This window comes from Sphingobium xenophagum (genome assembly GCF_002288285.1).
Taxonomy (GTDB): domain Bacteria; phylum Pseudomonadota; class Alphaproteobacteria; order Sphingomonadales; family Sphingomonadaceae; genus Sphingobium; species Sphingobium xenophagum.
Window position 1 is genome coordinate 432,691 of the sequence record NZ_CP022745.1, and the last position, 24,462, is coordinate 457,152.

Annotated in this window: 29 protein-coding genes and 1 tRNA gene; 9 read left to right on the forward strand and 21 right to left on the reverse strand. The window is 63.5% G+C overall.

Going from position 1 to position 24,462, the window contains the following annotated elements; translation table 11 throughout:
• Positions 1-34: 34 nt before the first annotated feature.
• The 6 genes from grxD to CJD35_RS02130 all read right to left on the reverse strand — a co-directional run bounded on the left by grxD (position 35) and on the right by CJD35_RS02130 (position 3,994).
• Positions 35-367 (reverse strand): Grx4 family monothiol glutaredoxin, encoded by a 333-nt coding sequence (grxD, locus tag CJD35_RS02105; RefSeq protein WP_017181403.1) that lies wholly within the window; start codon positions 365-367, stop codon positions 35-37.
• 57 nt (positions 368-424) lie between these two features.
• Positions 425-658 (reverse strand): BolA family protein, encoded by a 234-nt coding sequence (locus CJD35_RS02110; RefSeq protein ID WP_026002095.1) that lies wholly within the window; start codon positions 656-658, stop codon positions 425-427.
• Positions 659-668: 10 nt separating this feature from the next.
• Complete coding sequence (locus CJD35_RS02115; protein WP_017181405.1) at positions 669-992, reverse strand: DUF1476 domain-containing protein; 324 nt, start codon at positions 990-992, stop codon at positions 669-671.
• Positions 993-1,049: 57 nt separating this feature from the next.
• Entirely contained in the window at positions 1,050-1,658 is a 609-nt protein-coding gene (gene leuD, locus CJD35_RS02120) for a 3-isopropylmalate dehydratase small subunit (RefSeq protein ID WP_017181406.1), read from the reverse strand.
• A 108-nt stretch (positions 1,659-1,766) separates the two neighbouring features.
• Positions 1,767-3,218, reverse strand: coding sequence for a 3-isopropylmalate dehydratase large subunit (gene leuC / locus CJD35_RS02125; protein WP_017181408.1), 1,452 nt, complete (start codon positions 3,216-3,218; stop codon positions 1,767-1,769).
• An 89-nt stretch (positions 3,219-3,307) separates the two neighbouring features.
• Positions 3,308-3,994, reverse strand: coding sequence for a glutathione S-transferase family protein (locus tag CJD35_RS02130; protein ID WP_017181409.1), 687 nt, complete (start codon positions 3,992-3,994; stop codon positions 3,308-3,310).
• Positions 3,995-4,191: 197 nt separating this feature from the next.
• Here CJD35_RS02130 and CJD35_RS02135 point away from each other — a divergent pair, with 197 nt between their 5' ends.
• Complete coding sequence (locus tag CJD35_RS02135; protein WP_017181410.1) at positions 4,192-6,000, forward strand: DUF885 domain-containing protein; 1,809 nt, start codon at positions 4,192-4,194, stop codon at positions 5,998-6,000.
• A 206-nt stretch (positions 6,001-6,206) separates the two neighbouring features.
• On the opposite strand, the gene CJD35_RS02140 is transcribed toward CJD35_RS02135, so the two are convergent.
• Positions 6,207-7,802 (reverse strand): isocitrate lyase, encoded by a 1,596-nt coding sequence (locus CJD35_RS02140; RefSeq protein ID WP_017181411.1) that lies wholly within the window; start codon positions 7,800-7,802, stop codon positions 6,207-6,209.
• Between the two features lie 142 nt (positions 7,803-7,944).
• Between CJD35_RS02140 and CJD35_RS02145 the strand changes: the two genes are divergently transcribed.
• A complete protein-coding gene (locus tag CJD35_RS02145; protein WP_017181412.1) occupies positions 7,945-9,342 on the forward strand; it encodes a helix-turn-helix domain-containing protein in 1,398 nt (465 codons plus the stop codon).
• On the opposite strand, the gene CJD35_RS02150 is transcribed toward CJD35_RS02145, so the two are convergent.
• The 10 genes from CJD35_RS02150 to CJD35_RS02190 form a co-directional block, all read right to left on the reverse strand.
• Positions 9,339-9,533 carry a hypothetical protein gene (locus CJD35_RS02150; protein ID WP_026002096.1) on the reverse strand — a complete coding sequence of 65 codons (195 nt, stop codon included), beginning with the start codon at positions 9,531-9,533 and terminating at the stop codon, positions 9,339-9,341. The genes CJD35_RS02145 and CJD35_RS02150 overlap by 4 nt on opposite strands.
• A gap of 137 nt (positions 9,534-9,670) precedes the next feature.
• Positions 9,671-10,609, reverse strand: a complete 939-nt coding sequence (locus tag CJD35_RS02155) for a right-handed parallel beta-helix repeat-containing protein (protein WP_026002097.1) — start codon at positions 10,607-10,609, stop codon at positions 9,671-9,673.
• A gap of 136 nt (positions 10,610-10,745) precedes the next feature.
• Positions 10,746-11,207 carry an SRPBCC domain-containing protein gene (locus tag CJD35_RS02160; protein WP_017181415.1) on the reverse strand — a complete coding sequence of 154 codons (462 nt, stop codon included), beginning with the start codon at positions 11,205-11,207 and terminating at the stop codon, positions 10,746-10,748.
• On the reverse strand, positions 11,204-11,503 hold the full coding sequence (locus CJD35_RS23355; protein ID WP_276327782.1) for a VOC family protein: 300 nt from the start codon (positions 11,501-11,503) through the stop codon (positions 11,204-11,206). The genes CJD35_RS02160 and CJD35_RS23355 overlap by 4 nt, the downstream gene beginning before the upstream one ends.
• Positions 11,500-11,694: a VOC family protein gene (locus CJD35_RS23360; protein WP_276327783.1), complete on the reverse strand. Its 195-nt coding sequence runs from the start codon at positions 11,692-11,694 to the stop codon at positions 11,500-11,502. Before CJD35_RS23360 ends, CJD35_RS23355 begins: the two co-directional genes overlap by 4 nt.
• Positions 11,691-12,488, reverse strand: coding sequence for a VOC family protein (locus CJD35_RS02170; protein WP_017181417.1), 798 nt, complete (start codon positions 12,486-12,488; stop codon positions 11,691-11,693). Before CJD35_RS02170 ends, CJD35_RS23360 begins: the two co-directional genes overlap by 4 nt.
• Positions 12,489-12,510: 22 nt before the next feature.
• Positions 12,511-12,873 (reverse strand): DUF1428 domain-containing protein, encoded by a 363-nt coding sequence (locus CJD35_RS02175; protein WP_017181418.1) that lies wholly within the window; start codon positions 12,871-12,873, stop codon positions 12,511-12,513.
• Positions 12,874-12,983: 110 nt separating this feature from the next.
• Positions 12,984-13,898, reverse strand: a complete 915-nt coding sequence (locus tag CJD35_RS02180; protein ID WP_017181419.1) for a hypothetical protein — start codon at positions 13,896-13,898, stop codon at positions 12,984-12,986.
• 45 nt (positions 13,899-13,943) lie between these two features.
• Positions 13,944-14,957: an NAD(P)H-dependent flavin oxidoreductase gene (locus CJD35_RS02185; RefSeq protein WP_017181420.1), complete on the reverse strand. Its 1,014-nt coding sequence runs from the start codon at positions 14,955-14,957 to the stop codon at positions 13,944-13,946.
• A gap of 113 nt (positions 14,958-15,070) precedes the next feature.
• Positions 15,071-16,336, reverse strand: a complete 1,266-nt coding sequence (locus CJD35_RS02190) for an aspartate kinase (protein ID WP_017181421.1) — start codon at positions 16,334-16,336, stop codon at positions 15,071-15,073.
• 94 nt (positions 16,337-16,430) lie between these two features.
• Here CJD35_RS02190 and ubiG point away from each other — a divergent pair, with 94 nt between their 5' ends.
• A complete protein-coding gene (gene ubiG, locus CJD35_RS02195; RefSeq protein WP_017181422.1) occupies positions 16,431-17,165 on the forward strand; it encodes a bifunctional 2-polyprenyl-6-hydroxyphenol methylase/3-demethylubiquinol 3-O-methyltransferase UbiG in 735 nt (244 codons plus the stop codon).
• 45 nt (positions 17,166-17,210) lie between these two features.
• On the opposite strand, the gene CJD35_RS02200 is transcribed toward ubiG, so the two are convergent.
• Positions 17,211-17,297, reverse strand: a tRNA-Tyr gene (locus CJD35_RS02200).
• A 103-nt stretch (positions 17,298-17,400) separates the two neighbouring features.
• On the opposite strand from CJD35_RS02200, the gene CJD35_RS02205 reads away from it, so the two are divergent.
• Both CJD35_RS02205 and CJD35_RS02210 read left to right on the forward strand, forming a co-directional pair.
• Positions 17,401-18,141 (forward strand): TrmH family RNA methyltransferase, encoded by a 741-nt coding sequence (locus CJD35_RS02205; protein ID WP_017181423.1) that lies wholly within the window; start codon positions 17,401-17,403, stop codon positions 18,139-18,141.
• Positions 18,142-18,174: 33 nt separating this feature from the next.
• Positions 18,175-18,894 (forward strand): hypothetical protein, encoded by a 720-nt coding sequence (locus tag CJD35_RS02210; protein WP_017181424.1) that lies wholly within the window; start codon positions 18,175-18,177, stop codon positions 18,892-18,894.
• 103 nt (positions 18,895-18,997) lie between these two features.
• Here CJD35_RS02210 and CJD35_RS02215 read toward each other — a convergent pair whose 3' ends face one another.
• Positions 18,998-19,315 carry a 2Fe-2S iron-sulfur cluster-binding protein gene (locus CJD35_RS02215; RefSeq protein ID WP_017181425.1) on the reverse strand — a complete coding sequence of 106 codons (318 nt, stop codon included), beginning with the start codon at positions 19,313-19,315 and terminating at the stop codon, positions 18,998-19,000.
• Between the two features lie 77 nt (positions 19,316-19,392).
• Between CJD35_RS02215 and CJD35_RS02220 the strand changes: the two genes are divergently transcribed.
• The 3 genes from CJD35_RS02220 (at position 19,393) to CJD35_RS02230 (ending at position 20,773) form a co-directional block, all read left to right on the forward strand.
• Positions 19,393-20,010: a DNA-3-methyladenine glycosylase family protein gene (locus tag CJD35_RS02220; protein ID WP_017181426.1), complete on the forward strand. Its 618-nt coding sequence runs from the start codon at positions 19,393-19,395 to the stop codon at positions 20,008-20,010.
• A 3-nt stretch (positions 20,011-20,013) separates the two neighbouring features.
• Entirely contained in the window at positions 20,014-20,241 is a 228-nt protein-coding gene (locus CJD35_RS02225; RefSeq protein WP_017181427.1) for a DUF2188 domain-containing protein, read from the forward strand.
• A gap of 97 nt (positions 20,242-20,338) precedes the next feature.
• A complete protein-coding gene (locus tag CJD35_RS02230) occupies positions 20,339-20,773 on the forward strand; it encodes a response regulator (RefSeq protein ID WP_019053507.1) in 435 nt (144 codons plus the stop codon).
• Here CJD35_RS02230 and CJD35_RS02235 read toward each other — a convergent pair.
• Entirely contained in the window at positions 20,721-22,247 is a 1,527-nt protein-coding gene (locus tag CJD35_RS02235; protein ID WP_017181429.1) for a PAS domain-containing protein, read from the reverse strand. The genes CJD35_RS02230 and CJD35_RS02235 overlap by 53 nt on opposite strands.
• On the reverse strand, positions 22,240-23,523 hold the full coding sequence (gene murA / locus CJD35_RS02240) for a UDP-N-acetylglucosamine 1-carboxyvinyltransferase (protein WP_017181430.1): 1,284 nt from the start codon (positions 23,521-23,523) through the stop codon (positions 22,240-22,242). Before murA ends, CJD35_RS02235 begins: the two co-directional genes overlap by 8 nt.
• 184 nt (positions 23,524-23,707) lie before the next feature.
• On the opposite strand from murA, the gene CJD35_RS02245 reads away from it, so the two are divergent.
• Positions 23,708-24,439, forward strand: coding sequence for a Crp/Fnr family transcriptional regulator (locus CJD35_RS02245; protein WP_026002098.1), 732 nt, complete (start codon positions 23,708-23,710; stop codon positions 24,437-24,439).
• Positions 24,440-24,462: the final 23 nt, after the last annotated feature.

Below are 24,462 nucleotides of genomic sequence, written 5' to 3' on the forward strand. Positions count from 1 at the left end.
GACCGCCCTGCATGGCAGTATATTTCGGTCAGGATCAGCTGGCCGCAGCGACCCCCTGGTCCGTCATCAACTGGTGCAATTCGCCAGCTTCATACATTTCCATCATGATGTCGCTGCCGCCGATAAATTCGCCCTTCACATAAAGCTGGGGGATGGTCGGCCAGTCGGAAAAGGCCTTGATCCCCTGCCGCACGGCCTGGTCCTGCAAGACGTCGACCGTTTCATACGCGACGCCGAGATGTTCGAGGATCGCGATGGCGCGGCTGGAAAAGCCGCATTGGGGGAAGAGCGGCGTACCCTTCATGAAGAGCACCACGTCATTGGCGCCCACGATTTCGGCAATCCGCTGATGCACGGCGTCGGTCATGATCGAAAGTCCATTCCTGTCTGGCACCGCTTGTGGGCGCGAATCTGTGATGCGTGTCTAGTTGGGAACCGCGGTGGTCAGTTGCAAGGCGTGGAGTACGCCGCCCATCCGTCCACCAAGCGCCGCGTAAACGGCGCGCTGCTGCGCCACCCGGCTCATCCCGCGGAAACTTTCCGACACCACCCGCGCGGCATAATGGTCGCCATCCCCAGCGAGATCGGTAATTTCGACATCGGCATCGGGAATCGCCGCGCGGATCATGGCGGCAATGTCATCGGCGGCCATTGGCATCGGTCGTGCCTTACTGCGCTTCGATGAACATGCGGCGGGCGACCACCGCTTGTTCTTCCAGCGCGGCGCGCACGCCCGGCTCGTCAATGTCGATACCCGCCGACGTCATGTCGCCCACCAGCTTGCGGATGACGTCTTCGTCACCGGCTTCCTCGAAATCAGCCTGCACCACCGCCTTGGCATAGGCATCGGTTTCTTCCGGCGTCAGCCCCATCTTCGCCGCCGCCCATTCACCAAGCAGGCGGTTGCGGCGCGCCTGGATGCGGAACTGCATTTCCTGATCATGCGCGAACATATTTTCAAAGGCCCGTTCGCGATCGTCGAAAGTCGTCATGCCCAAAAGCCCCACTGAAACCTGATGGTAGAAAAAGAGATAGGAAGAAGCGCGTCGTTACGCAACGACGGGGATGGTCCAGGGGCGATCCTGCGCCATTTTTGCTTCATAGACGCCGATGCCATCGGCATCGCCCAGCGTCAGGCCGATTTCATCCAGTCCCCCCATCAGGCAATGTTTGCGGAACGGGTCAATATCGAAGCTGAAACGATCCTGAAACCGGGTCGTGACCGTCTGTTGTTCCAGATCGACATGGATTTCGTCGGGCGTCCCTGCCGGGCCTTGCGCGACTTCCATCAGCCGGTCGATCGCCTGCTGCGGCAGAACGACGGTCAATATGCCGTTCTTGAACGCATTGCTGGAGAAAATGTCGGAAAAGCTGGGCGCGATCACCACCCGGATGCCCAGATCGTCCAGCGCCCAGGCGGCATGTTCGCGGCTGGAGCCACAGCCGAAATTGTCGCCCGCAATCAGGATCGGGCTGCCGGCATAGGCCGGATCGTCAAAGACGTTGCCCGGCTCCTTGCGCAGCACTTCAAACGCGCCCTTGCCCATGCCGTTGCGCGAAATCGTCTTGAGCCAGTGCGACGGAATGATGATGTCGGTGTCGACATTCTTCATCCCGAACGGATAGGCCTTGCCCTCAACCGTCGTCAGCTTGTCCATCAGCGCGCCTGCTTTGCTTCCGTGGCGGGAATATCCTCGGCCCGACCCAGCGTCGCGGCCATCGCCGCGCTTGCCAGTGCGCCCAGTGTGAGCAGCCAGAAGATCTTTTCACAGTGCCATCCCCTCTTCTTTTTTCAACAGTTCGCGCACGTCGGTCAGCCGGCCGGTGATCGCCGCCGCCGCCGCCATTGCAGGCGATACCAGATGCGTGCGCGCGCCCGGTCCCTGACGGCCCATGAAATTGCGGTTGCTGGTCGATGCGCAGCGCTCGCCGGACGGTACCTTGTCCGGGTTCATGCCAAGGCAGGCCGAACAGCCCGGCTCGCGCCATTCAAAGCCCGCCTGGGTGAAGATGCGGTCCAGCCCCTCGGCTTCGGCCTGCCGCTTGACCAGCCCCGACCCCGGCACGACCATGGCATGCTTGATCCCGCTCGCGATGTGCCGCCCGTCGAGCAAAGCCGCAGCAGCGCGCAGATCCTCGATCCGGCTGTTGGTGCAACTGCCGATAAAGACATGCTCGATCGCCACGTCGGCCAGTTTCTGCCCCGCGGTCAGCCCCATATAGTCGAGCGACTTTTGCGCCGCCGCCCGCTTGGACGCATCCTCGAAACTGTCGGGGTTCGGCACCACGCCCGTCACCGCAACAACATCTTCAGGGCTGGTGCCCCAGGTGACGGTCGGCACGATGTCGGCGGCGTCGATCACCACCGTCTTGTCGAACACAGCCCCTTCATCGGTCGCCAGCGTGCGCCACCAGGCGACGGCAGCATCCCAGTCAGCCCCCTTGGGCGCCATCGGGCGGCCTTTCAGATAGGCGAAAGTCGTTTCGTCAGGCGCGAACAGGCCCGACCGTGCGCCTGCCTCGATCGACATATTGGCGACGGTCAGCCGCCCCTCGATCGACATATCGCGGAACACCGAGCCGCGATATTCCATGACATAGCCGGTGCCGCCAGCGGTGCCGATATGGCCGCAAATCGCCAGCGCGACATCCTTGGGGGTTACGCCAAAGCCCAGTTCGCCTTCGACCACGACCTGCATCGTCTTCGATTGCTTGAGCAGCAATGTCTGCGTCGCCAGCACATGCTCGACCTCCGACGTGCCAATGCCGAAGGCCAGTGCGCCCAGCGCGCCATGCGATGATGTATGACTGTCGCCGCATACCAGTGTCGTGCCCGGCAGGGTGAAGCCCTGTTCCGGCCCCACGACATGGACGATGCCCTGTTCCACATCGGCGTCGCCGATCAGGCGGATACCGAATTCGGGGGCATTGCGTTCCAGCGCGGCGAGTTGCTGCGCACTTTCCGGGTCGGCGATCGGGATGCGATTGCCATCGGCGTCGCGACGCGGCGTGGTGGGCAGATTATGATCCGGCACGGCCAGCGTCAGGTCCGGCCGCCGCACCGTTCGCCCAGCCAGGCGAAGCCCCTCAAACGCCTGTGGCGACGTCACCTCATGCACGAGGTGGCGATCAATATAGATCAGGCAGGTGCCATCCGGGCGGCGCTCGACGACATGCGCGTCCCAGATCTTCTCATAGAGGGTGCGGAGCTTAACCATAGTGGTTCCCCCCTAGACCCGGAAAGATCGGGGGAAAAGGGGGAAGCGGGCAGTAAACGACACTTTTGTCCATCTGGTCGGCAACAATGTTACACAGCGCGATAATCCGCGACGATCCGTCCGGCGGCGCCGATCTCGGCCTCATGGCTGTCTTCACGCCATGTCTCTGCCAAGGCGGCCTTTTCCCATGCCAGCATGGCGGGCAATGCGAGCATATGATCGACCCAGGCCTGCCCCACAGGGCCGACATCCAGACCATAGGTGCGCACGCGGAATGCGACCGGGGCGTAGAAGGCATCGACGGCGGTGAAGGCCGAACCGGCCAGGAACGGTCCGCCGAAGCGCGCCAGACCTTCGGACCAAAGCTCCGCCAGACGCGCAATGTCCCGGTTGAGCGCGGGCGAATGCATATGCGGTTCGACCCGTACCCCGACATTCATCGTGCAATCATTGCGCAGGGTCGCAAAGCCGCTGTGCATTTCCGCCGTCGCGCATTGCGCCCAGGCGCGCGCGGCGTCGTCCGTGGGCCAGACGGCCGGATGGCGATCGGCCAGATAGACGGTAATGCCCAGCGAATCCCAGACCGTGCGGTCGCCATCGATCAGCGCAGGCACCTGTCCCGTCGGCGAAAAACTGCGGAATGCGGCATAGTTGCTGGCCTGCGCAAAGGGCTCGATCCGGTCGATAAAGGGGATGTCCAGCGCGGTCATCAACAACCAGGGGCGCAGCGACCAGCTGCTGTAATTGCGGTTGGCGGTGATGAGTGTGTAGGGCATGGCATGGCTCCGCTGATACAGGCAGGTCCAGCCGTATCGCATGGGCATGGGGCCGTATAGCCGCAACCAGCGACGCAAAGCATAAGGCTGGCTTATCTGGTGCAAGACCTAGCCAAGCCTTTGGAAGGGCGGCACAAGGGGGCATCACGGGCGTTACATCATTATCGCCCTTCCCCAGACAGACGGAGTTTCCTGTCGTGAACCGACGCCAATTCCTTGCCACCAGCGGCGCGACCGCGCTGACGGCCGCCGCCACCCCCGCCTTTGCCCAGCCCGCTACGGCCGATGCCCGGCTGCGCGCCATGCTCGATGGTTTCTTCTACGAACGGCTGGCGGATTCGCCCGAGCAGGCCACCCGGCTTGGCCTCGACACCGGGGAGCGCGCGGCGCTGCGGGGCAAGCTGAGCGACACGTCCGCCGCCGGGGTCGCGCGCGATCTGGCGCGCAGCAAGGCGCAGGCGCGGCAACTCGCCAGCATCGACCGCGCGGCCTTGAGCGATGCGTCGAAGCTGGATTACGATGTCGTCACTTACCAGCTTGCGCGCTCTATTGGGGGCGAACGCTTCGGCTATGGCGAGACGGCGGGCCGCTATGCGCCCTATGTACTGAGCCAACTGACCGGCAGCTATCGCGAGACACCTGACTTTCTTGATTCGCAACATCGGGTCAGGGATGCGGCGGATGCCGATGCCTATCTGGCCCGGCTGGAAGCCTTCCCAGCGTCCATGGACGGCGAACTTGCGCGGCAGAAGGCGGATGCCGCCAAGGGCGTGTTCGCGCCCGACTATATTCTCGACACGACGCTCAAGATGCAGGCTGCGCTGCGCGATCAGCCGGCCGCGCAAACGGTCCTTGTCGCGTCCTTTGCAAAGAAACTTGCTGCCGCTGGCCTGCCGCCCGAACGTGCGGCACAGGCTGAAAAGATCGTGGCGGAAAAGATATTCCCAGCGCTCGACCGGCAGCGCGCGCTGGTACAGGCATTGCGGGCTAAGGCCAGCCATGACGCGGGCGTATGGCGCCTGCCCGACGGCGAAGCCTTTTACGCCGCCGCCGCCGAAGCCGCGACGACGACCGCGCTGACCGGCGATGAAATCCACCGGATCGGCCTGGATCAGGTGGCGCAGATCAGCGCACGCATCGACACGATCCTGAAGGGCGAAGGGATGAGCCAGGGGAGCGTCGGCGAGCGTCTGGTCGCGCTGAACCAGCGCCCCGACCAGTTGTTTCCCAATACCGATGCGGGCCGCGAGGCGCTGCTGGCGCAACTGAACCTTCAGATCATCGCCATGCAAAAGCGGCTGGGCGAAGCCTTCAACATCGTGCCCAAGGCGCCGGTCGAGGTCCGCCGCGTTCCCGTGACGATCCAGGCGGGGGCACCGGGGGGCTATTATCAGAACGCCTCGCTCGATGGGTCGCGCCCCGCCATCTATTATATCAACCTGCGCGACACGTTCGACAGACCCAAATTCGGGCTGGCGACGCTGACCCATCATGAGGCAGTGCCGGGTCATCATCTGCAAGTGTCGGTCGCGCTCGAATCGGACGCTATTCCGATGATCCGGCGACGCGGCGGCTATAGCGGCTATTCGGAAGGCTGGGCGCTCTATTCCGAGCAGTTGGCGGACGAAATGAGGATGTTCGACGGCGATCCGCTGGGGCAGGTCGGCTATCTCCAGTCGTTGCTGTTCCGCGCGACACGGCTGGTCGTGGACTCAGGGATGCACGTCAAACGGTGGAGCCGGGAAAAGGCGACCGACTATCTGATCGCCACCACCGGCATCGCAAGGGGTCGCAGCCAGGGCGAGATCGACCGCTACACCGTCTGGCCGGGACAGGCGTGCAGCTACAAGATCGGCCACACGGTCTGGGACGATTTGCGCGCCGAGGTGAAGAAGAAGCAGGGCACCGCTTTCGACATCAAGGCGTTTCATGACGTGCTGACGCTGGGCGCGATGCCGCTCGACATATTGAAGCAGACGGTGCGGCAGCGGGCAGGTATTGTTTGACGCCAAGAAGCGATTGAATGCAGCGTGTTCCCGCGCTGGCGGGAATCCAGTTCAGACGGCGGGACTGGGTTCCCGCCTGCGCGGGAATACCAACACCCACTAAAACGAAAGAACGACCCGACGGTGCGCCGCCGGGTCGTCAAGTCCTTCCACCCAAATCGCGGAGGAGTGTCGAGTACCCCGCGAACTGGCTAGTTCAGCAGCCGTCAGGCCGCAAACTGGTTCATCGTATTGTGGACGCCGCCCGCCTTGAGCGCGGCTTCACCGGCAAAATAATCCTTGTGATCGTCGCCAATGTCGCTGCCGCTCATATTCTGATGCTTCACGCAGGCGATGCCCTGACGGATTTCCTTGCGCTGGACGCCCTCGACATAGCCGAGCATCCCTTCTTCGCCGAAATAGGTCTTGGCCAGATTGTCGGTGCTGAGCGCCGCAGTGTGATAGGTCGGCAGGGTGATGAGGTGGTGGAAAATCCCCGCCCGCGCCGCTGCATCCTTCTGGAAGGTGCGGATCCTGTCATCCGCTTCCCGGCCCAGATCCGTGTCGTCATAATCGACGCTCATCAGGCGCGCCCGGTCATAGGCGCTGACATCCTTGCCCGCTTCAACCCATGCATCATAGACCTGCTGGCGGAAGTTCAGCGTCCAGTTGAAGCTGGGCGAATTGTTATAGACCAGCTTGGCGTTGGGGATGACTTCGCGGATGCGGTCGACCATCGAGGCGATCTGCTCGATATGCGGCTTTTCCGTTTCGATCCACAGCAGGTCCGCGCCATTCTGGAGCGAGGTGATGCAGTCGAGGACGCAGCGGTCTGCGCCAGTGCCTTCGCGGAACTGGAACAGGTTGCTGGGCAGGCGCTTGGGCCGCAGCAGCTTGCCATCGCGGTTCAGGATGACGTCGCCATTCTTCGCCGTCGCGGGGTCAATCTCCTCGCAATCGAGGAAGCTGTTATACTGGTCGCCAATGTCGCCCGGTTCCTTGCTGACCGCGATCTGCTTGGTGAGGCCGGCGCCCAGCGAGTCGGTGCGGGTGACGATGATGCCATCGTCGACGCCCAGTTCCAGAAAGGCGTAGCGGCAGGCGCGCACCTTGGCGAGGAAGTCCTCATGCGGCACCGTGACCTTGCCGTCCTGATGACCGCACTGCTTTTCGTCGCTGACCTGATTTTCGATCTGGAGCGCGCAGGCGCCCGCCTCGATCATCTTCTTGGCGAGCAGGTAGGTCGCTTCCGCGTTGCCGAAGCCCGCGTCGATATCCGCGATGATCGGAACGACATGGGTTTCATAATTGTCGATCGCGTGGGTCAGGCGCTGCGCCTCGACCGCGTTGCCGCTTTCGCGCGCCTTGTCGAGATCGCGGAACATCAGGCCCAGTTCGCGGGCGTCGGCCTGCTTGAGGAACGTGTATAGTTCCTCGATCAGCGCGGGAACGCTGGTCTTTTCATGCATCGACTGGTCAGGCAGCGGGCCAAAGTCGCTGCGCAGCGCCGCTACCATCCAGCCGGACAGGTACAGATATTTCTGCTTGGTCGTGCCGAAATGCTTCTTGATCGCGATCATCTTCTGCTGACCGATGAAGCCGTGCCAGCAGCCCAGCGACTGGGTGTAGTTGGCCGGGTCCAGATCATAGGCGGCCATATCGCGGCGCATGACGCCAGCGGTATATTTCGCAATGTCGAGGCCGGTGTTGAAACGGTTTTGCAGCTTCATGCGCGCGACGGATTCGGCATTGATGCCGTCCCAGGTGCCGGGATGGCTGCCGATGAGCTGCTGCGCCTTTGCGATATTGTCTTGATAGGTCATGAGCCGTCCTTGCGTGGGAAGTGAGCTGTTGCGGCATGCCCTAATCCCCTCTGTTGCAGTGCGGCAGTCCTGCTGAAGTTCAGTTGTCGATCTTTACAAATTTATGCTGTAAAGTTGTAAAGTCTGCACAGGAGTCGCTGCAATGCGCAAGGATAGCCCGGTTTATATGGGGCCGCGATTGCGGCGGTTGCGCCGCGACCTTGGCCTGACCCAGGCGGATATGGCCGCTGATCTCGATATTTCCGCCTCTTATGTCGCGCTGCTGGAGCGCAACCAGCGACCGCTGACGGCCGATATGCTGCTGCGACTCGCGCGGACCTACAAGCTGGATATGGCGGAGGTGGCGGGCGATGGCGGCGCGGAGCAGACCGCGCGGCTGCATGCGGTGCTGAAAGACCCGATGTTCGCCGATCTGGACCTGCCAACCCTCGCCACCGGGGATGTCGCGGTCAATTATCCCGGCATTACCGAAGCACTGCTGCGGCTCTACACCAGCTACAGGGAGGAGCATCTGGCGCTCGCCGACCGCGCTGTTGGGCAGGATGCGCCGGAGGAAGTTCCCGATCCGGTGGCCGAATCGCGCCGCTTCCTGGCCGCCCGCCGCAACAGTTTTCCGCTGCTCGACGATGCGGCGGAAAAGCTGGCGGCGGAAGCGGAGGCCGAGGGCGGGCTGACGGCATGGTTGCGCGTCAAACACAATCTGCGCGTCCGCCGCCTGCCGTCAGACGTCATGGCCGGATCATTGCGCCGCTATGACCGGCATCGCGATGCGGTGCTGCTGGACGATACGCTCGACACCGCCAGTTCGCAGTTTCAGTTGGCGCTCCAGATCGCCTATCTGGAGATGCGCAAAAGTTTCGACGCGATCCTGAAGGACGGCCAGTTCGCCGGGGAAAGCGGCCGCAGGCTCGCCCGGCGGGCGCTGGCCAGCTATGGAGCGGCGGCGATCCTGATGCCCTATTCCGCCTTCGCCAAGGCGGTCGAAACGCGGCGCTACGATGTCGAGGCGCTGGCGCGGCAGTTCGGCACCAGTTTCGAGCAGACCGCGCATCGGCTGACCACCTTGCAGAAACCGGGTCAGGAGCGGGTGCCCTTCTTCTTCCTGCGCGTCGATCCGGCAGGCAATGCGTCCAAGCGGCTCGACGGGGCAGGATTTCCCTTTGCCCGCCATGGTGGCTCCTGCCCGCTCTGGTCGGTGCATCGGGTGTTCGAGACGCCGCGGGAAGTCGTTACCCAATGGCTCGAACTGCCGGACGGGCAGCGCTTCTTCTCGATCGCCCGGACCGTCACGGCGGGCGGTGGCGGCTGGGGCGCGCCAAGGGTGGAGCGGGCGATTGCGCTCTGCTGCGCGGCCGAGCACGCCCATCGGCTGGTCTATACACAGGACCAGCCGACGCCGGACCCGACCCCGATCGGCGTCACCTGCCGCCTGTGCCATCGTCCCCAGTGCCTGGCCCGCTCCGCCCCGCCGATCGGGCGGGACATGCTGCCCGACGATTATCGCCGGACCCGCGCGCCCTTCGGCTTTGCCGACGGCTAGGTTTCGATCAGGTCGAGATAGGCGACCACGTCATTGTCGGTCGCCAGATACAGCCCGTCCTGCGTTTCCTGCGTCTGCTGTTCGGCCACGCGCAGCGCTTCGCTCAAAGGGCCGTACATCAATGTCGTCGCGCCGCCATCGTCACCCAGATGGTAAAGCCGGACGGTGGCACTGTCATAGGTGGTTCGCATGATTGCAGTATCCGACGACCCATTGTTCGACACAACCCCATATCCCGCCAATACTGAGCCTGTCGAATAGTCGTCCTCCGGCACGAGAAGGACATGGCTTCGGCAGGCTCAGCCCGGACGAGGGCTGGGACAATCCTCTATCGCCGCTCCTTGACCTTCATCGAGGGGGCAAGGTCATTCGCGCCGATCCGCACCGCGTCGTCGGTGAAGTTGGCGACGAAGGTGGAATTGCGCTCCAATCCCGGCACGAAGCCTGCCTTGTTACCTTCGATCACCAGCCCCGCGCTTCCATGTTCGCGGCCTTCGGGGGCGACGGTGATGAAGGCGGACCAATTATCCTTGTCCTTGCCCTGCACCATCTCATTGCCGCTGATGACGCCGCTCGCGCCGTTGGACAGGTCGATCATGTAATTGGTGAGCTTGCCGCCGCTATCGTCGAAGCTGTTGCCGGTGATGGTGACGCGGGCGGTGCGGGTCTTGAGATAATGGCCGCCATCGCCAAGGTCGAACCGGCTGTTGGTGACGGTCAGTGCCGCCAGACGCCCGATATAGACGCCATGGGCGCAATCCAGATCGCGGTCGCAACGACCCAGATGACGGAAGGTCGATTTGTCGATGCTGACCTGCCCGCCATCATAATCGCCGGTCAATATGCCTTCCTCGCTATTGCGGAACAGGCTGTTGCGGACGGTCAGGTTGCCGCTTTCCAGGCGGATGCCTGCGCCATTGCCGTCGGGCACGCGGATATTCTGAAAGATGATGCCGTCGACCGTGCTCGCCCGCCCGCGCAGCACCAGGGCCGCCTTGCCCTCGCACGGGACGCCGTCGAAAATCACCGTGCCGGGCGTCGCGGCGCGGATGGTGACATCGCCGCCCTGCTGGACGCCACATTGGTGATAGGTGCCCGGCGCGACGACCACCGTGCCGCGCCCATCGCCGATCGCGCCCAGCGCATCGGCCAGCGAGCCAAAGGCGCGGCCCGATTCGGCAAGCGTGAAAGGGGCGGGATTGCCCTGCGCCAGCGCGGTCGAGGCGATGGCGGCGGAGACGAGGAGACTGGTGGACAGGATGCGCATGGTGGCAAGGATAGGCGCGCGCGACGCAGCGACCAAGGGAGGAACGGAGTTAACGCCGCCCTGCCCCGCTATGGGACAGAGTAGCGGATAAAGGTTGCGATCTGCGGTGAGGCCGTAGCGACGTCAGCGAAGGGCGTTATCCCGCCGCGCCCTCGCACAAGGCCTTGAACTGCGCCATCATCTGATCCCAGCCGGGATGGAAGCCCATTGCCTCATGGCGGGCCTTGGCTTCTGCGTCCCAATGACGGGCGGTGGCGGTGAAGCGGGTGGCTTCGCCCTCGTCCGCGAAGGTCCAGATGGCGGTGATGAAGGGCGTTTGCGGAACCCAGCCTGCGGCATAGGCGTCAGTGGTGACAACCCGTTCGCCCGGCACCACCTCCAGAAAGACACCCTCCATCGGGCCGGTTTCCTCTCCATCGGGTCCGAACATCTGGACCGCGCTGCGGCCGCCGGGGCGCAAATCTTCCTCGATGACTTCGGCCCGCCACGGTTTGGGACAGAACCATTCCGCCTTGCGGTCGGTCCACACCGCCCAGCATGTCGCGCGCGGGGCTGCGATGGTGCAACTGACCGACAGTTCATGCGCGCCCTCGCTCATGCCGCGTCCCCATCGAAGGCCGCCTGCATGGCGGCAGTGTCGAGTTTCTGCATCGTCATCATCACCTTGATCATGCGGTCGATCCCGGCCTGATCGCCGCTGTGGTAATTGGCCATGATCCCTTCCGTCACCAGTTGCCAGGACAGGCCATATTTGTCCTTGAGCCAGCCACAGGGCGCAGGTGATCCGCCATCGGCGGTCAGCGCGTCATAATAGCGGTCCAGTTCTGCCTGATCTTGACACGCGACCGACAGCGACACCGCTTCGGTGAACGGGAATTGAGGCCCGCCGTTCAATGCCTGATAACGCAGACCCAACAGGGTGAATTCAACCAGCAGGACGCTGCCCCCGCCGCGGGCGATGGGGAAAGATTTTCCTGCGGATAGTAGCTGACATGATCGACCGATCCGCCAAAGACGGAGGCGTAGAAATGCGCCGCTTCCTCCGCCTGACCGTCGAACCAGAGGCAGGGCGCAATGTTCGTCATGCCGCTTCCGCCCCGCGCGCGCCTACCAGCGCGAACATCGCGCCCTGCGGGTCGCGCGCCTGGATGATCCAGCTGCCGCCGGGCACTTCCGACGGGCCATTGAGAATGGTGCCGCCGCCTGCGGTGACGCGCTGCGCCGCGGCGTCAATGTCGGCCACGACATAGTAGAAGAGCCAGAGCGGCACGGGCATTTCTTTGGGGAGAGGCATGATGCCGCCCGTCATGCTCGTAAAATCGCCACCGCCGGTCTGGGAGATGAGTTGATAGACGCCCATGTCGCCCATATCCATGGCGTCGCCTTTGGCCCAGCCGAACTGGCCGGTGTAGAAGGCCATGTCGGCGTCGAAATTGCCGCTGTAAAGTTCGTGCCAGCCGACATGGCCCAGCGCCATGGGCGACGACGCTTCCACGCCGTCGGGACTGGAGCCTTTGAGCAGCATGAAGGTCGCGCCGCCCGGATCGCCCATCACCGCGAAACGGCCAACGCCCGCAATATCTTCCGCCGGGCGCTTGATGCTGCCCCCGGCCGCGACCAGCCGCGCGGCATCCGCATCGACATCGGCCGAGGCGATATAGCCACCCCACCAAGGGGTCATGCCGCAATCCCTGGCCTCATCCGGAATGGCCATCACCCCGCCCAACGGCCCGGCGCTGCCGACGACCAGCGTATAGCCGCCATCCTCGCCGAACGGCATAGTGGTCCAGCCTATGACATCGCTGTAGAAAGCGAGCGCCGCCTGCGGGTCGCTGGTCATCAGCTCGACCCAGAAAAACTGTCCGTTGCGATCAGTCATTGTCCATCTCCCGCTCGGCGGCTCAGGCCTTTTCGTCGACCAGTACCGAAAAGCCGCCATAGATGAGGCGTGCGCCGCTGAACGGCATGTCCTGCCCATCCTCCGGCTTCATCCGCTCGTCGGCCATGACCTTGGCCGATCCGGCGTCGCGGGTTTCCTTGTCGGGCCATTCGATCCAGGAGAACACGACATCTTCCCCTTCCTCGGCAATCACGGCCGTGCGGAAGTCGTTGACCTTGCCCGGCTTTATATCGTCACCCCAGCATTCGACCACGCGGATCGCGCCATGTTCGATGAAGATCGGCGCGGCCATGGCGGCCAGATCGCGATAGGCTTGCCTGTTGCCCTTGGGCACCGGGATCACGAAACCGTCCATATAGGCCATCGTCTCTCTCCTCCTTGGCCCCGCGATGCGCCGGCATGGCGGGCTAACCGTCAAACGACTCGCCGGTCATGATGCGCCCGCCACTGCTCATGCGCAACGGCGGGGGACGCTCATTCGGTATTGGTCGGCAGCGGCTGAACCATCAGCTTTGGGCCCGACGTGGCGGGCTGGGTTGGCGCTGCGGCAGGCGGACGGGCCGGCTGTGCCGCAGGTGCCGCATCGGGCGGTGGCGGCAGGTTTTGCTGGATCGCGCTCGTCACGCTGGGGGCAAAGCCCTGGCGGGGCGCCTCGCCCGGCGGCACGGGTGGTGGCGGCAGCGGGCTGGGCACCGCCCATACGGTCACCGTTCCGCCAAAGCGCGATTGCCATTCGGCCAGCCGCCGCAGATAATCCGCATAGGCCGCGTAGAAATCCTGAAACGGTTTTTCGAGTTCGGCCAGTGCGGTCGGTGCATAGTCCAGCAGGGCGCTGGATGGCATCGCCAACAGCTTGGCCCCCACCGCTTCGGCCACCGGGCAAAAGCTTTTCATGACGGGCGGCAGCGAGAAGAAATTATAGACGGTGGTGTTGAGCCGTTCGCGCGCGCCGAACCCGGCGGCGCCATAGGCGACCTTGTAATTGCGATCGACCGCTTCGTTGGCCTGCGTCAATATGGGGCCGTGAACATGCAGCAGGCGATTATATTGCAGACGCGCAAGATCGGCAGAGCTGCGGCAGGACAGCGCCGCGACGTTGAGTGCCATGCGGACATGCCATAGCGCCGTGTTCGACGTGACCTTGCGATTGGGGGTCAGATATTTGCCATCCTGAATTTCCGGGATGCTCATATTTTCCACCGCGCCCATGGGCGGACGCGGCCTGACCGTTTCGACCAGCGGCGGCGGCGGCGTGGGTGGCGGGGGCGGCGCGACAGGGGTCGAACAGGCCGCCAGCACGGCCAGCGACACAAGCGAAAGACGGCCATAAAAACGGCGCAGGACGATCATCAATTTCTCCGATGGGCTGCGCACCGTCATGCCGGGCATTCCGGCCGGAGGAAATATGCTGGATTAACCGTTCATCGCGCGAATTCAGGCAGCCCGTCGCTCCAGCGCCACTGCGGCCTCCGCCATCAGTTGCGCGATGATGTCGGCTACGGGTTCTTCCTTGGTCACCATCCCGACCGACTGGCCCGCCATCAGCGACCCGCCATCGACATCGCCGTCGATCACCGCGCGGCGCAGTGCGCCAGCCCAGAAATGTTCGATCTGCAACTGTGCTTCGCCCATGTCGACCGCACCGGCATCGAGCAGGTTGGCGACTTCGCGCTGCTTGGCGGTGAAATTGTCCATGCCCGCATTTTTGAGCGCGCGCACGGGGATGACCGGCAGGCGCGGGTCGATCTGGACGCTGGCGACGGCATCGCGGGCCGACGCGCGGAAGAAGGCCTTTTTGAAGGCGGGATGGGCGATGCTTTCGGTGGCGCAGGCAAAGCGGGTGCCCAATTGCACGCCCGCAGCCCCCATTTCCAGATAGGCGGCGATCGCTTCGCCCCGGCCAATGCCGCCCGCGACGAACACCGGCAACTGGCCGCTCATTTCGGGCAGGATTTCCTGCGCCAGCACGCTGGTCGCAACCGGGCCGATATGGCCGCCCGCTTCATTGCCCTCCACCACCAGCGCATCGACGCCGGAGCGGGCCAGTTTCTTGGCCAGCGCCAGAGCGGGGGCGAAGCAGATCAGCTTCGCGCCCTTGGCCTTGATCGCCTCGATACTGCCCTTGGGCGGCAAGCCGCCCGCCAGCACGACATGGGTGACATCATGCCTGGCACAGACGTCGATCAGGTCGAACAGTTGCGGGTGCATGGTGATGAGGTTGACGCCGAAAGGCTTGGCGGTCAGCGCCTTGGTCGCGGCGATTTCCGCATCCAGCAGGGCGGGCGTCATCGCGCCGCAGGCAATCACGCCAAACCCCCCGGCATTGGATATGGCCGCCACCAGATGCCGTTCCGACACCCAGCTCATCGCCCCGCACAAAATGGCGGTGTCGCAGCCCAGAAACTGCGTGCCGCGGGCCATGAGGGCAGTGAGTTTGGCGTTGGTCATATGTCATTCTTTCCCCCCTCCCGCTTGCGGGAGGGGTCGGGGGAGGGCCTGTAAAGGAGACGGCGACACACGCCCTCCCCTAGCCCCTCCCGCAAGCGGGAGGGGAACAAATTTTACGCTGTCGGCGCGTCGAGACCATAAGCGGTGTGCAGCACGCGGACGGCCAGTTCGGTTTCATCCTCGTCGATCAGCACGCTGACCTTGATCTCGCTGGTGGAGATGGCTTCGATATTGATGCCGCGATCGGCCAGCGTCTTGAACATGGTGGCGGCGACACCGGCGTGGCTGCGCATGCCCACGCCCACGACGCTGATCTTGGCGACTTCGGTGTCGGTGATGATGCGGCGGAAGCCGATCGCGTCCTTGTTGGCTTCAAGGATGTCGACGCTGCGCGCCAGGTCAGCGCGCGGGACGGTGAAGGTGACGTCCGTCTCTTCATTATCCTTGGAGTCATTCTGGATGATCATGTCGACGTTGATCGCCGCGTCCGCCAGCGGCGTGAAGATGCTGGCGACCGCACCCGGCTTGTCAGGCACGCGGGTCACGATGATCTTCGCCTCATTCTTGTCATGGGCGATGCCGGTGATGAGCTGACGTTCCATCTTGTTTTCCTTGCGCTTGGCTTCCAGTTCCTCGTCGCTGACGATCAGCGTGCCGGGCAGGTCGGTCTGGGTGGGATCATCGAAGGAGGACAAGACCTGCACGACCACGCCTTCCTTCATGGCGAGGCCGACCGACCGGGTTTGCAGCACCTTCGCGCCGACCGAGGCCAGTTCCAGCATCTCCTCATAGGTGACGAGGTCAAGCTTGCGTGCGCGCGACACGATGCGCGGGTCGGTGGTATAGACGCCATCGACATCGGTATAGATGTCGCAACGATCCGCCTTGATCGCGGCGGCGACCGCGACGGCAGAGGTGTCCGAGCCGCCTCGGCCCAGCGTCGAGACGCGGCCATCGGCCATCATGCCCTGAAAGCCGGGGATCACGGCCACCTGGCCCGCGCCCATCGCGGCGAGCAGCGCGTCGGTATCGATGCTGCTGACCCGCGCCTTGGCATGGGCCTCGATCGTCTTGATCGGCAGCTGCCAGCCAAGCCAGCTGCGCGCGTCGACATCCATGGCTTTCAATGTCATCGCCAGCAGGCCGCTGGTGATCTGTTCACCGGCGGCGACGACGACATCATATTCGGCCGGGTCATAAAGAGCGGATGCTTCCTTGCAGAAGCCGACCAGCCGGTCCGTCTCGCCCGCCATGGCGGACACGACGACAGCGACTTCATGGCCCTGGGCCACGACATGTTTGACCCGCGCAGCCACGTTGCGAATTCGTTCCATCCCCGCCATGGAGGTGCCGCCGAATTTCATCACGATGCGCGCCATTTGCTTGTCGAACCTGCCTGTCAAAAGGAATAGGAGTGAGACAGAAAATGTCCCAGAAGGGCGAAACGGCGCTTCTTTAGCAGCGGATACGGATATGGCAAGCAACGCGACATCGACCATCGACCCCAAAGAGGCCGCCCATTTCGGCACGATGGCGGCCGATTGGTGGGACCCGCAGGGCAGCAGCGCGATGCTGCATAAGCTGAACCCGGTGCGGCTAGCCTATATTCGCGCCGCGATCGATGCGCATTGGCCTGGCAAAACGCATGATTTCGAGCCGCTTGCCGGCAAGCGTGCGCTGGATGTGGGGTGCGGTGCGGGGCTGCTGGCCGAACCGCTGGCGCGTCTGGGGGCAAGCGTGACCGGGCTGGACGCCGCGCCGGAGAATATCGCGGCGGCGCGCGCCCATGCCGCGCCGCAGGGTCTGGCGATCGATTATCGTGCGACGCCGGTGGAAGCGGTGGCGGACGGGGGATTTGATCTGGTGACGTCGATGGAGGTGATCGAGCATGTCGCCGATCCCGCCGCGTTCGTTCGCGCACTGGCGGACAAGCTGGCGCCCGATGGCCTCATGATCCTGTCCACGCCCAACCGTACCCCCCTCTCCCGCCTGGCCATGATCACGATCGGCGAGAGCATAGGCGGCATTCCCAAGGGAACGCATGACTGGGGCAAGTTCATCACGCCGGACGAACTGACCGCGTTGCTGGAGCAGGCCGGGCTGGAGGTGATCGACAGTAGCGGCCTGAGCTTCGATCCGGGGCGCGGCTTCACTTTGTCGGAGAACAAGGCGATCAACTATCTGCTGACCGTGCGGCACCAAAGATAAAGCTGTTGCAGGGAGCGACTGATACGCACCACCCGATGAAAAGGGTGGTGGACAGGGTTGGGTTCGAACCAACGTAGGGCGTAGCCCGGCAGATTTACAGTCTGCTGCCTTTAACCACTCGGCCACCTGTCCATACCCGTCGCGGTCAGGAAAAAGCTTCTTTCCCGCGCTGGAGGCGGCTCAATGGCGAAAGGAGGCTTGCCTGTCAATGGTCGGATGTGAAAAGAGCGCTTCCATGAAAAGAGGTCATCGTTCCGCCAAGCCCAAGGGCGCGTTCCCGCGCTTCTATGGTCGTCACGCCGTCACCGCGGCGCTGGCCAATCCCAACCGCGTCGTGCGCAAGATATGGGGCACCCGCGAAGCGCTGAGCGCGCTGGATCTGCCCCCGGTGCTGCCGATCGTCTATGCCGATGTGGCCGATATGGGCCGCATGGTCCCGTCCGACGCGCCCCATCAGGGCATCGTCGCGGAAGTCGAGCCGCTGGACGATGTCTGGCTGGGCGACGTGCTGGACGAAGGGCGCGACGACACGCGGCCCATATTGGTGCTGGATCAGGTGACGGACCCGCATAATGTTGGCGCCATCCTGCGCTCCGCCGCCGCGTTCGATGCGCTGTGCATCGTCACGCAGGACCGGCACGCACCGCCCGAATCGGGGGTGCTGGCGCGGGCGGCGTCCGGCGCGCTGGAAATCATGCCATGGGTGCGGGTGGTCAACCTGGCGCGCGCTTTGGACGAAATTGCCGAGGCGGGCTACTGGCGGATCGGGCTGGATGGCGAGGCCGATACCAATCTGGGCGACGCGATCGGCGAATCGCGGGTGGCGCTGGTGCTGGGCGCCGAAGGCGAAGGGCTGCGCCACAACAGCATGGCGCATTGCGACATTTTGGCTAAACTGCCGATCAGTCCGCGGATGGAGAGCCTGAACGTATCCAACGCCGCGGCCATCGCCCTGTACGCCGCCGCCAGCCGGTAGGCAGCCGACCGGGCGGCTCTGGGGGACGTCGCCATGAATCGTCTGTTGCGTTGGATGCTGGCATTGCCGGGGGTGATGGCGCTATCGGCGTGCCTGGTGACGCCGGGCAAGTTCGATTCCTCGCTCGATATTCGGGCCGACCGCAGTTTCAGCTTTGCCTATAAGGGCGAGATCATCGCGTCTGACAGCGGCAAGGGGGCGATGGGCATCCCTGAACCGGCGAGCGAGGATGAAGAGGCCGCGCCAGCGCAGCTGTTGCAAATTGCGGCGGAGAAGTTCGACAGTGAAGCCGACAATGGTGACGATGCGCAAATGCGCGCGATCGCCGACGCACTGACGAAAGAAAAAGGTTTTAAATCAGTACGTTATATGGGGAATCGCATATTCGACATCGATTATGCGATCAGCGGTCGGCTGACCCATGCCTTCCTGTTTCCCTTCAACATCGACGCGCAGATCGTGCTGCCCTTCGTCGCGGTGGAATTGCGCGGGGATGATCGGGTGCGGGTGAAGGCGCCGGGCTTTGCCAACGGATTTGACAAGAGCCAGGGTCCATCGCTGGGCGCTGGCGGGCCGGGCGAAGCGGCGGCCAAGGCACTGAACGGCAGCTTCACACTGACGAGCGATGCAGAGATTATCAGCCAGAATCAGGAAGATGGCGCGCAGACGTTGGCCAATGGCAAGCGTATCGTCTGGCGGGTTACCCCGCTGACCAGCGAGGCGCCCGCCGCCACGTTGCGGCTGCAACGGTAAGTTTTACGGAACGGAGCCGCACCGGCCCGCAGGTCTGCCCGACCTACCGCAATATATACTGAGCGGGAGGCCGGGTGGAGGCGTCAGCCGGTGCGGTCTAAAATCAATCTTCCGGCGCGATGGTGACGCGCAGGCCGTCCAGCGCGTCGGTCAAAACGACCTGGCAGGACAGACGGCTGGTGTCGTTGCGATGGTCCGAACTGTCGAGCAGGTCATTTTCATCCTCGCTCATCGCGGGAAGCGAATCGGCAAAGGCGGGGTCGACATAGACATGGCAGGTCGCGCAGGAGCAGCAGCCACCGCACAGGGCCAGCAGTTCATCAAAGCCGTTGTCGCGGATGACTTCCATCACCGACAGGCCATTGTCGCCATCGACAGCCTGTTCTTCGCCCGCACGGTTGACCACAATCAGTTTCGGCATCTATCCAGTCCCCAAGAATTTTCTTCGCCGCTCTGACGGACAGACGTCGGGAAATCAAGGGTGGAAGGAAACAACAGATGGTGACGACAGCAGAGACGTTGCGCGGCAGTCTGGACGCCATCGCCGCGATCGAGCCGGGATTTGTCGCGGCGCTGGCGCGGGTTGGCTATCCTGAGCCGCGCCAGCGGGAGCCGGGCTATGAGACGCTGCTGCGCACGATCGTCGGTCAGCAGGTCAGCGTGGCGGCGGCAGCGGCGGTGTGGCGCAAGCTGGAGGCGGACCTTGGCGCAGGCTGCGCGCCCGATGCGCTTCTGGCGCGCGATCATGACGCGCTGCGCGCCTGCGGCCTGTCGCGCCAAAAGCAGGGCTATGCCCGCAGCCTGGCGGAAATGGTGCTGAGCGGGGCGCTGGATCTGAACGCCCTGCCCGCCGACGATGAGGAAGCGATTGCGCAGCTTATCCAGATCAAGGGGATTGGCCGCTGGTCGGCGGAAATCTATCTGCTCTTTGCCGAAGGACGGCCCGACATCTGGCCTGCGGGTGATCTGGCAGTACAAATAGAGGTGGGCCGGATATTGGGCCTGCCCGAACGACCAAGCGAAAAGGCAACCCGCCAGCTTGCCGAAGCCTGGCGTCCGCATCGCGGCGCCGCCGCCATCATGGCGTGGCATCATTATAATACAGAGGTTTTGTAATCCATGTCCCCCACCCTGCCCCATGCCCGCTACATCGTCCTGACCCATGAGGGCGTTTGGAAAATCAACCTGAACAACACCTATTATGGCCCGTTCGACACGCAGGCAGCGGCGGTGGAGAGTGCGACGGATACCGCGCGCAAGGCCAGCGAGGGCGGCTATCCAGCCTCTGTCCTGTTGATGAAGGACGCCACCAATTTCGAGACCATCTGGAGCAGCGTGCAGGGATGATGCTGCCTGTCGGCCCATCGCCAAGGGATTCTTGTCGCCTGGGGGAACCGCGCGGGCAGCGGAGCATTTCTTGTCCTAAATCATACAGGCCCCAGGAATGAGCAAGAGAGTTTTGATAGTTGAGGACGAGATTTTCGTCGCTTTAGAGATTGAACAGATTGTCGAGGAGACGGGATTCGATGTCAGCGCGATTGCTGCCGATCGTCCGGCTGCGCTGGCCTGCGCGGAATCCTGCGACATAGCTTTGGTCGACCTCAATCTGCGCGATGGGCCAACCGGGCCGATCATCGGCATGGAGCTGGCGAGCCGCTATGGCATTCGTGTTATCTATGTGACCGCCAATCCGTCGCAAATCGGCGAGGCGTCGGTCGCAGCGCTCGGCGTCATCACGAAGCCGTTTCGTTCGCAAAGCATTTCCGCCGCGCTGCAACTGGCCGCGGCGGAAGAGCCCGAATTGCACGCCGCAGAGATTGCAGGCTTTATTCCGTTCCTACAGAGCGGCTCATCGAGCGGGTTGGTATCCAGAGGCTGAGTTTCAGCCCGTCAGCAGACCAGTCCCGCGCGATCCGCCCGCCCAGCTGCCGCTCCACGCTCAAGGTGATAAGGCGGCTGCCAAAACCGTCCGGCTGCATCGACTGAACCGCTGGCCCGCCCAATTCCTGCCAGTCGATACGCACATCCGCCCCTTCACGCGCAATATGCAGGGCTATCCGGCCATCCGGCACCGACAGCGCGCCATATTTGGCGGCATTGGTCGCCAGTTCATGGAACAGCAGCGCCAGAGGCGTTGCCGAGCGATCATCAATCGGCACATTGTCGCCCGACAGCGCGATACGCGAGCGATCCCGCGAATTATAGGGCGCGAAAATCTGGTCCAATATGCCCCAAAGCAGCCCCTGCCCCTGCCCGACCTGCGGCGCGGATTCAGCGCTGTGCGGGCGAACGAAATCATGGGCGCGGCCGAGCGCAAGAATGCGATCGCGCAAATCTTCGGCAACGGCGCCGATTTCCGGGTGCTGGCGCGCCGACAGACCAATCAGCCCGGCGATCACCGAAAAGATATTCTTGATCCGATGGGATAGCTCATGCGCGATCATCTCGCGCTCTTCCATCATCAATTTCTGTTCGTGGATGTCGGTGCAGGTGCCGATCCAGCGCAATATGGTGCCGGCCCCGTCGCGGATCGGCAGGGCGCGGCCCAGCGTCCAGCGATAGTCGCCGCTATGATGGCGCAGCCGATATTCGATTTCGTAAGGCTCGCCGGTTTCCAGCGATTTGCGCCAGCGGCCCCAGGCGCGTTCCTGATCGTCAGGATGGAACATGTCATTCCACCCTTCGCCATCGGTCGATCCGGCCAAGACGCCGGTATATTCATACCAGCGGGCATTATAATAATCATGATAGCCATCGGGCAGGGTCGACCAGACCATCTGCGGCATGGTGTCCGCCAAGGTACGGAACATGCGATCGCTGTCGGCAATGGCTGCTGCGTCCTGGCGTTGGCGCGCTATGACATCGCGGTCGCGACGACGCCCCTCCAGCTCGACCATCACCTGCCGCGCCAGCAGGGTCAGCCCCTGCCGCTGGATCGGGGTCAGATCAGCGCGGGGCTGCGTATCGATGACGCACAGGGCGCCCAACGGCACGCCAGCGCTGTCGATCAGCGGTGCGCCGGCGTAAAAGCGGATATGCGGTGGGCCGGTAACCAGGGCATTGTCCGCAAAACGCGGATCCCCGCAGGCATCGGGCACGACGAAAATATCGTCGCCGAGCATGGCCAGCGCGCAGAAGGACACGTCGCGCGGCGTTTCTTCCGCGTCGAGGCCGGTGCGCGCCAGAAAGCGCTGGCGCGCTTCCTCCACGATGCTGACCAGAGCGATGGGCGCATCGCAAAGCGTGGAGGCGAAGGCGGTAATCTCGTCCAGATGACGAAACCCGCCGGCATCCAGATCATAGAGCGCCAGGAGCGCCCCGCGATCGGTGCCCAGACCGCTATGGTCAGCCATCGCTGGCGCGTTCGATATCGGCGCCGACGGCGGAGAGCTTTTCCTCCAGCCGCTCATAACCGCGATCGAGATGATAGACGCGATTGACCTGGGTTTCGCCTTCCGCCGCAAGACCCGCCAGGATGAGGCTCATCGACGCGCGCAGATCGGTCGCCATCACCGGCGCGCCGACCAGCCTGTCGACACCACGCACGACCGCCGTGCGCCCGTTGACCGCGATGTCAGCACCCATGCGCGCCAGTTCAGGCACATGCATGTAACGATTTTCAAAGATGGTTTCGGTCAGCACCGATGCGCCATCCGCCATGGTCAGCATCGCCATGAACTGCGCCTGCATATCCGTGGGGAAGGCCGGGAACGGCGCGGTCGACAGGGTCAGCGGCTTGAGCTTGCCGTCGGAAGAGACGCGAATGCCATCCTTGTGAACGTCCACCTGCACGCCTGCGTCGCGCAGCGCGGCGATGATCGCGTGCATATCCTCGCCATTGGCGCCGATCAGGTCGAGCGACCCGCCGGTGATCGCTGCGGCGCAGGCATAGCTGCCCGCCTCGATCCGGTCGGGCATGACGCGGTAGGTCGCGCCATGGAGCCGCTCACGACCATGGATGACGAGCTTGTCGGTGCCGACGCCTTCGATATCCGCGCCCATGGCCAGCAACAGGCGGCACAGATCGACGATTTCAGGCTCTCGCGCCGCATTTTCCAGAATGCAGGTGCCCTTGGCCAAAACTGCGGCCATCAGGGCGTTTTCGGTCGCACCGACCGAGACCACCGGGAAAGTGTAGATGCCGCCGGGCAGGCCGCCGTCGGGCAGGCTGGCGCGGACATAGCCCGCCGCAATCTCGATAATCGCGCCAAAGGCTTCCAAAGCCTTGAGATGCAGGTCGATCGGCCGGTTGCCGATCGCGCAGCCGCCGGGCAGCGATACCCGCGCTTCGCCCGCGCGCGCCAGCAGGGGGCCAAGCACCAGGATCGAGGCGCGCATCTTGCGCACTATGTCATAGGGCGCTTCGGTCGATGTAACGCGCCCGGCCCGCATGGTCATGACCCGGCCGAAATCTTCCGGCCTGGCCCCTTCGATCATGGTCGAAACGCCCAACTGGTTGAGCAGATGACCAAAGCTGTCGACGTCGGCGAGGCGCGGCAGGTTGCGCAGCGTCACCGGCTCGTCAGTCAGCAAGGCGCAAGGCAGCAATGTCAACGCTGCGTTTTTCGCGCCAGAGATGGGAAGGCGGCCGTTGAGCACTTTGCCGCCGCGGATGATGATGCGGTCCATTAGGTCAGGGTTAATAGCGGCAAACGCGCGCCGTGCAAGGTAACCCGGCGCCGAATTATGGGGCCCTGCCGTAAACCGGAAACAATTAATCAGACCTTGATCGAGTTTAGTGCGGTTAACCAAAATGCAGCCAAAAGGCGCTTCGGGCGTTTTGCCATCGTAACGAGAATTTTTAAGAGGTTTATTGGTGGTAACGAGTTGTTTCGCAGAAAGGCTGGCCAAGCATGTGCCGCTGTCCGACGCGGAAAAGGCGGCCCTGGCCCGGCTGGAGGAAAATCCTCGCAAAATGAAGCGAGGCGGGATGATCCAGCGTGTCAATGATACGGTTACCGAATTGTTCGTGCTGCGCGAAGGACGGGTGATGAGTTTTGTCATCCTGCCCGACGGCAGCCGCCAGATATTGCGCGTCTATTTCCCCGGCGATTTCATCGGGTCGGCCAGCACCATTTACAGCAAGGCCCCCGAATCGCTGGTCGCGCTGACCGACGTGGTGGTGTGCCCGTTCGACAAGCATGCGCTGCGCCGGTTGCTGGAGGAATATCCGCGGGTTGCCGCGCTGTTGTTCCTGCTGTCCAATGCGGAGCGGGTGGCGATGACCGATCGGCTGGCGTCGCTGGGCCGCACATCGGCCAAGGCGCGGGTCGCTTCCTTCCTGCTCGACATGTTCGACCGGCTGCGGGTAACCGACGACAGCGTCAGCGACAGTTTCGACCTGAAGCTGACGCAGGAGGAGATTGGTGATTCGATCGGCCTGACATCGGTGCATGTGAACCGCATGATCCGCCAGATGGAACAGGAAGGGCTGATCAGCCGCTCCAACGGTCGCATCACGCTGCACCAGATGGGGCGGCTGGAGGAAATCGGCCATTATACCAACCGGCACAAGGATATGGACCTGGACTGGTTGCCGGTCTGATAAAAGCAGGCAGCGCGGCAAAT

Coding starts and splice junctions, on each gene's coding strand:
- grxD (WP_017181403.1), bottom strand. CDS start 367: ATGACCGACGCCGTGCATCAGCGGATTGCCGAAATCGTGGGCGCCAAT.
- CJD35_RS02110 (WP_026002095.1), bottom strand. CDS start 658: ATGCCAATGGCCGCCGATGACATTGCCGCCATGATCCGCGCGGCGATT.
- CJD35_RS02115 (WP_017181405.1), bottom strand. CDS start 992: ATGACGACTTTCGACGATCGCGAACGGGCCTTTGAAAATATGTTCGCG.
- leuD (WP_017181406.1), bottom strand. CDS start 1,658: ATGGACAAGCTGACGACGGTTGAGGGCAAGGCCTATCCGTTCGGGATG.
- leuC (WP_017181408.1), bottom strand. CDS start 3,218: ATGGTTAAGCTCCGCACCCTCTATGAGAAGATCTGGGACGCGCATGTC.
- CJD35_RS02130 (WP_017181409.1), bottom strand. CDS start 3,994: ATGCCCTACACACTCATCACCGCCAACCGCAATTACAGCAGCTGGTCG.
- CJD35_RS02140 (WP_017181411.1), bottom strand. CDS start 7,802: ATGACCTATCAAGACAATATCGCAAAGGCGCAGCAGCTCATCGGCAGC.
- CJD35_RS02145 (WP_017181412.1), top strand. CDS start 7,945: ATGCGCAAGGATAGCCCGGTTTATATGGGGCCGCGATTGCGGCGGTTG.
- CJD35_RS02150 (WP_026002096.1), bottom strand. CDS start 9,533: ATGCGAACCACCTATGACAGTGCCACCGTCCGGCTTTACCATCTGGGT.
- CJD35_RS02155 (WP_026002097.1), bottom strand. CDS start 10,609: ATGCGCATCCTGTCCACCAGTCTCCTCGTCTCCGCCGCCATCGCCTCG.
- CJD35_RS02160 (WP_017181415.1), bottom strand. CDS start 11,207: ATGAGCGAGGGCGCGCATGAACTGTCGGTCAGTTGCACCATCGCAGCC.
- CJD35_RS23360 (WP_276327783.1), bottom strand. CDS start 11,694: ATGACGAACATTGCGCCCTGCCTCTGGTTCGACGGTCAGGCGGAGGAA.
- CJD35_RS02170 (WP_017181417.1), bottom strand. CDS start 12,488: ATGACTGATCGCAACGGACAGTTTTTCTGGGTCGAGCTGATGACCAGC.
- CJD35_RS02175 (WP_017181418.1), bottom strand. CDS start 12,873: ATGGCCTATATGGACGGTTTCGTGATCCCGGTGCCCAAGGGCAACAGG.
- CJD35_RS02180 (WP_017181419.1), bottom strand. CDS start 13,898: ATGCCCGGCATGACGGTGCGCAGCCCATCGGAGAAATTGATGATCGTC.
- CJD35_RS02185 (WP_017181420.1), bottom strand. CDS start 14,957: ATGACCAACGCCAAACTCACTGCCCTCATGGCCCGCGGCACGCAGTTT.
- CJD35_RS02190 (WP_017181421.1), bottom strand. CDS start 16,336: ATGGCGCGCATCGTGATGAAATTCGGCGGCACCTCCATGGCGGGGATG.
- ubiG (WP_017181422.1), top strand. CDS start 16,431: ATGGCAAGCAACGCGACATCGACCATCGACCCCAAAGAGGCCGCCCAT.
- CJD35_RS02205 (WP_017181423.1), top strand. CDS start 17,401: ATGAAAAGAGGTCATCGTTCCGCCAAGCCCAAGGGCGCGTTCCCGCGC.
- CJD35_RS02210 (WP_017181424.1), top strand. CDS start 18,175: ATGAATCGTCTGTTGCGTTGGATGCTGGCATTGCCGGGGGTGATGGCG.
- CJD35_RS02215 (WP_017181425.1), bottom strand. CDS start 19,315: ATGCCGAAACTGATTGTGGTCAACCGTGCGGGCGAAGAACAGGCTGTC.
- CJD35_RS02220 (WP_017181426.1), top strand. CDS start 19,393: ATGGTGACGACAGCAGAGACGTTGCGCGGCAGTCTGGACGCCATCGCC.
- CJD35_RS02225 (WP_017181427.1), top strand. CDS start 20,014: ATGTCCCCCACCCTGCCCCATGCCCGCTACATCGTCCTGACCCATGAG.
- CJD35_RS02230 (WP_019053507.1), top strand. CDS start 20,339: ATGAGCAAGAGAGTTTTGATAGTTGAGGACGAGATTTTCGTCGCTTTA.
- CJD35_RS02235 (WP_017181429.1), bottom strand. CDS start 22,247: ATGGCTGACCATAGCGGTCTGGGCACCGATCGCGGGGCGCTCCTGGCG.
- murA (WP_017181430.1), bottom strand. CDS start 23,523: ATGGACCGCATCATCATCCGCGGCGGCAAAGTGCTCAACGGCCGCCTT.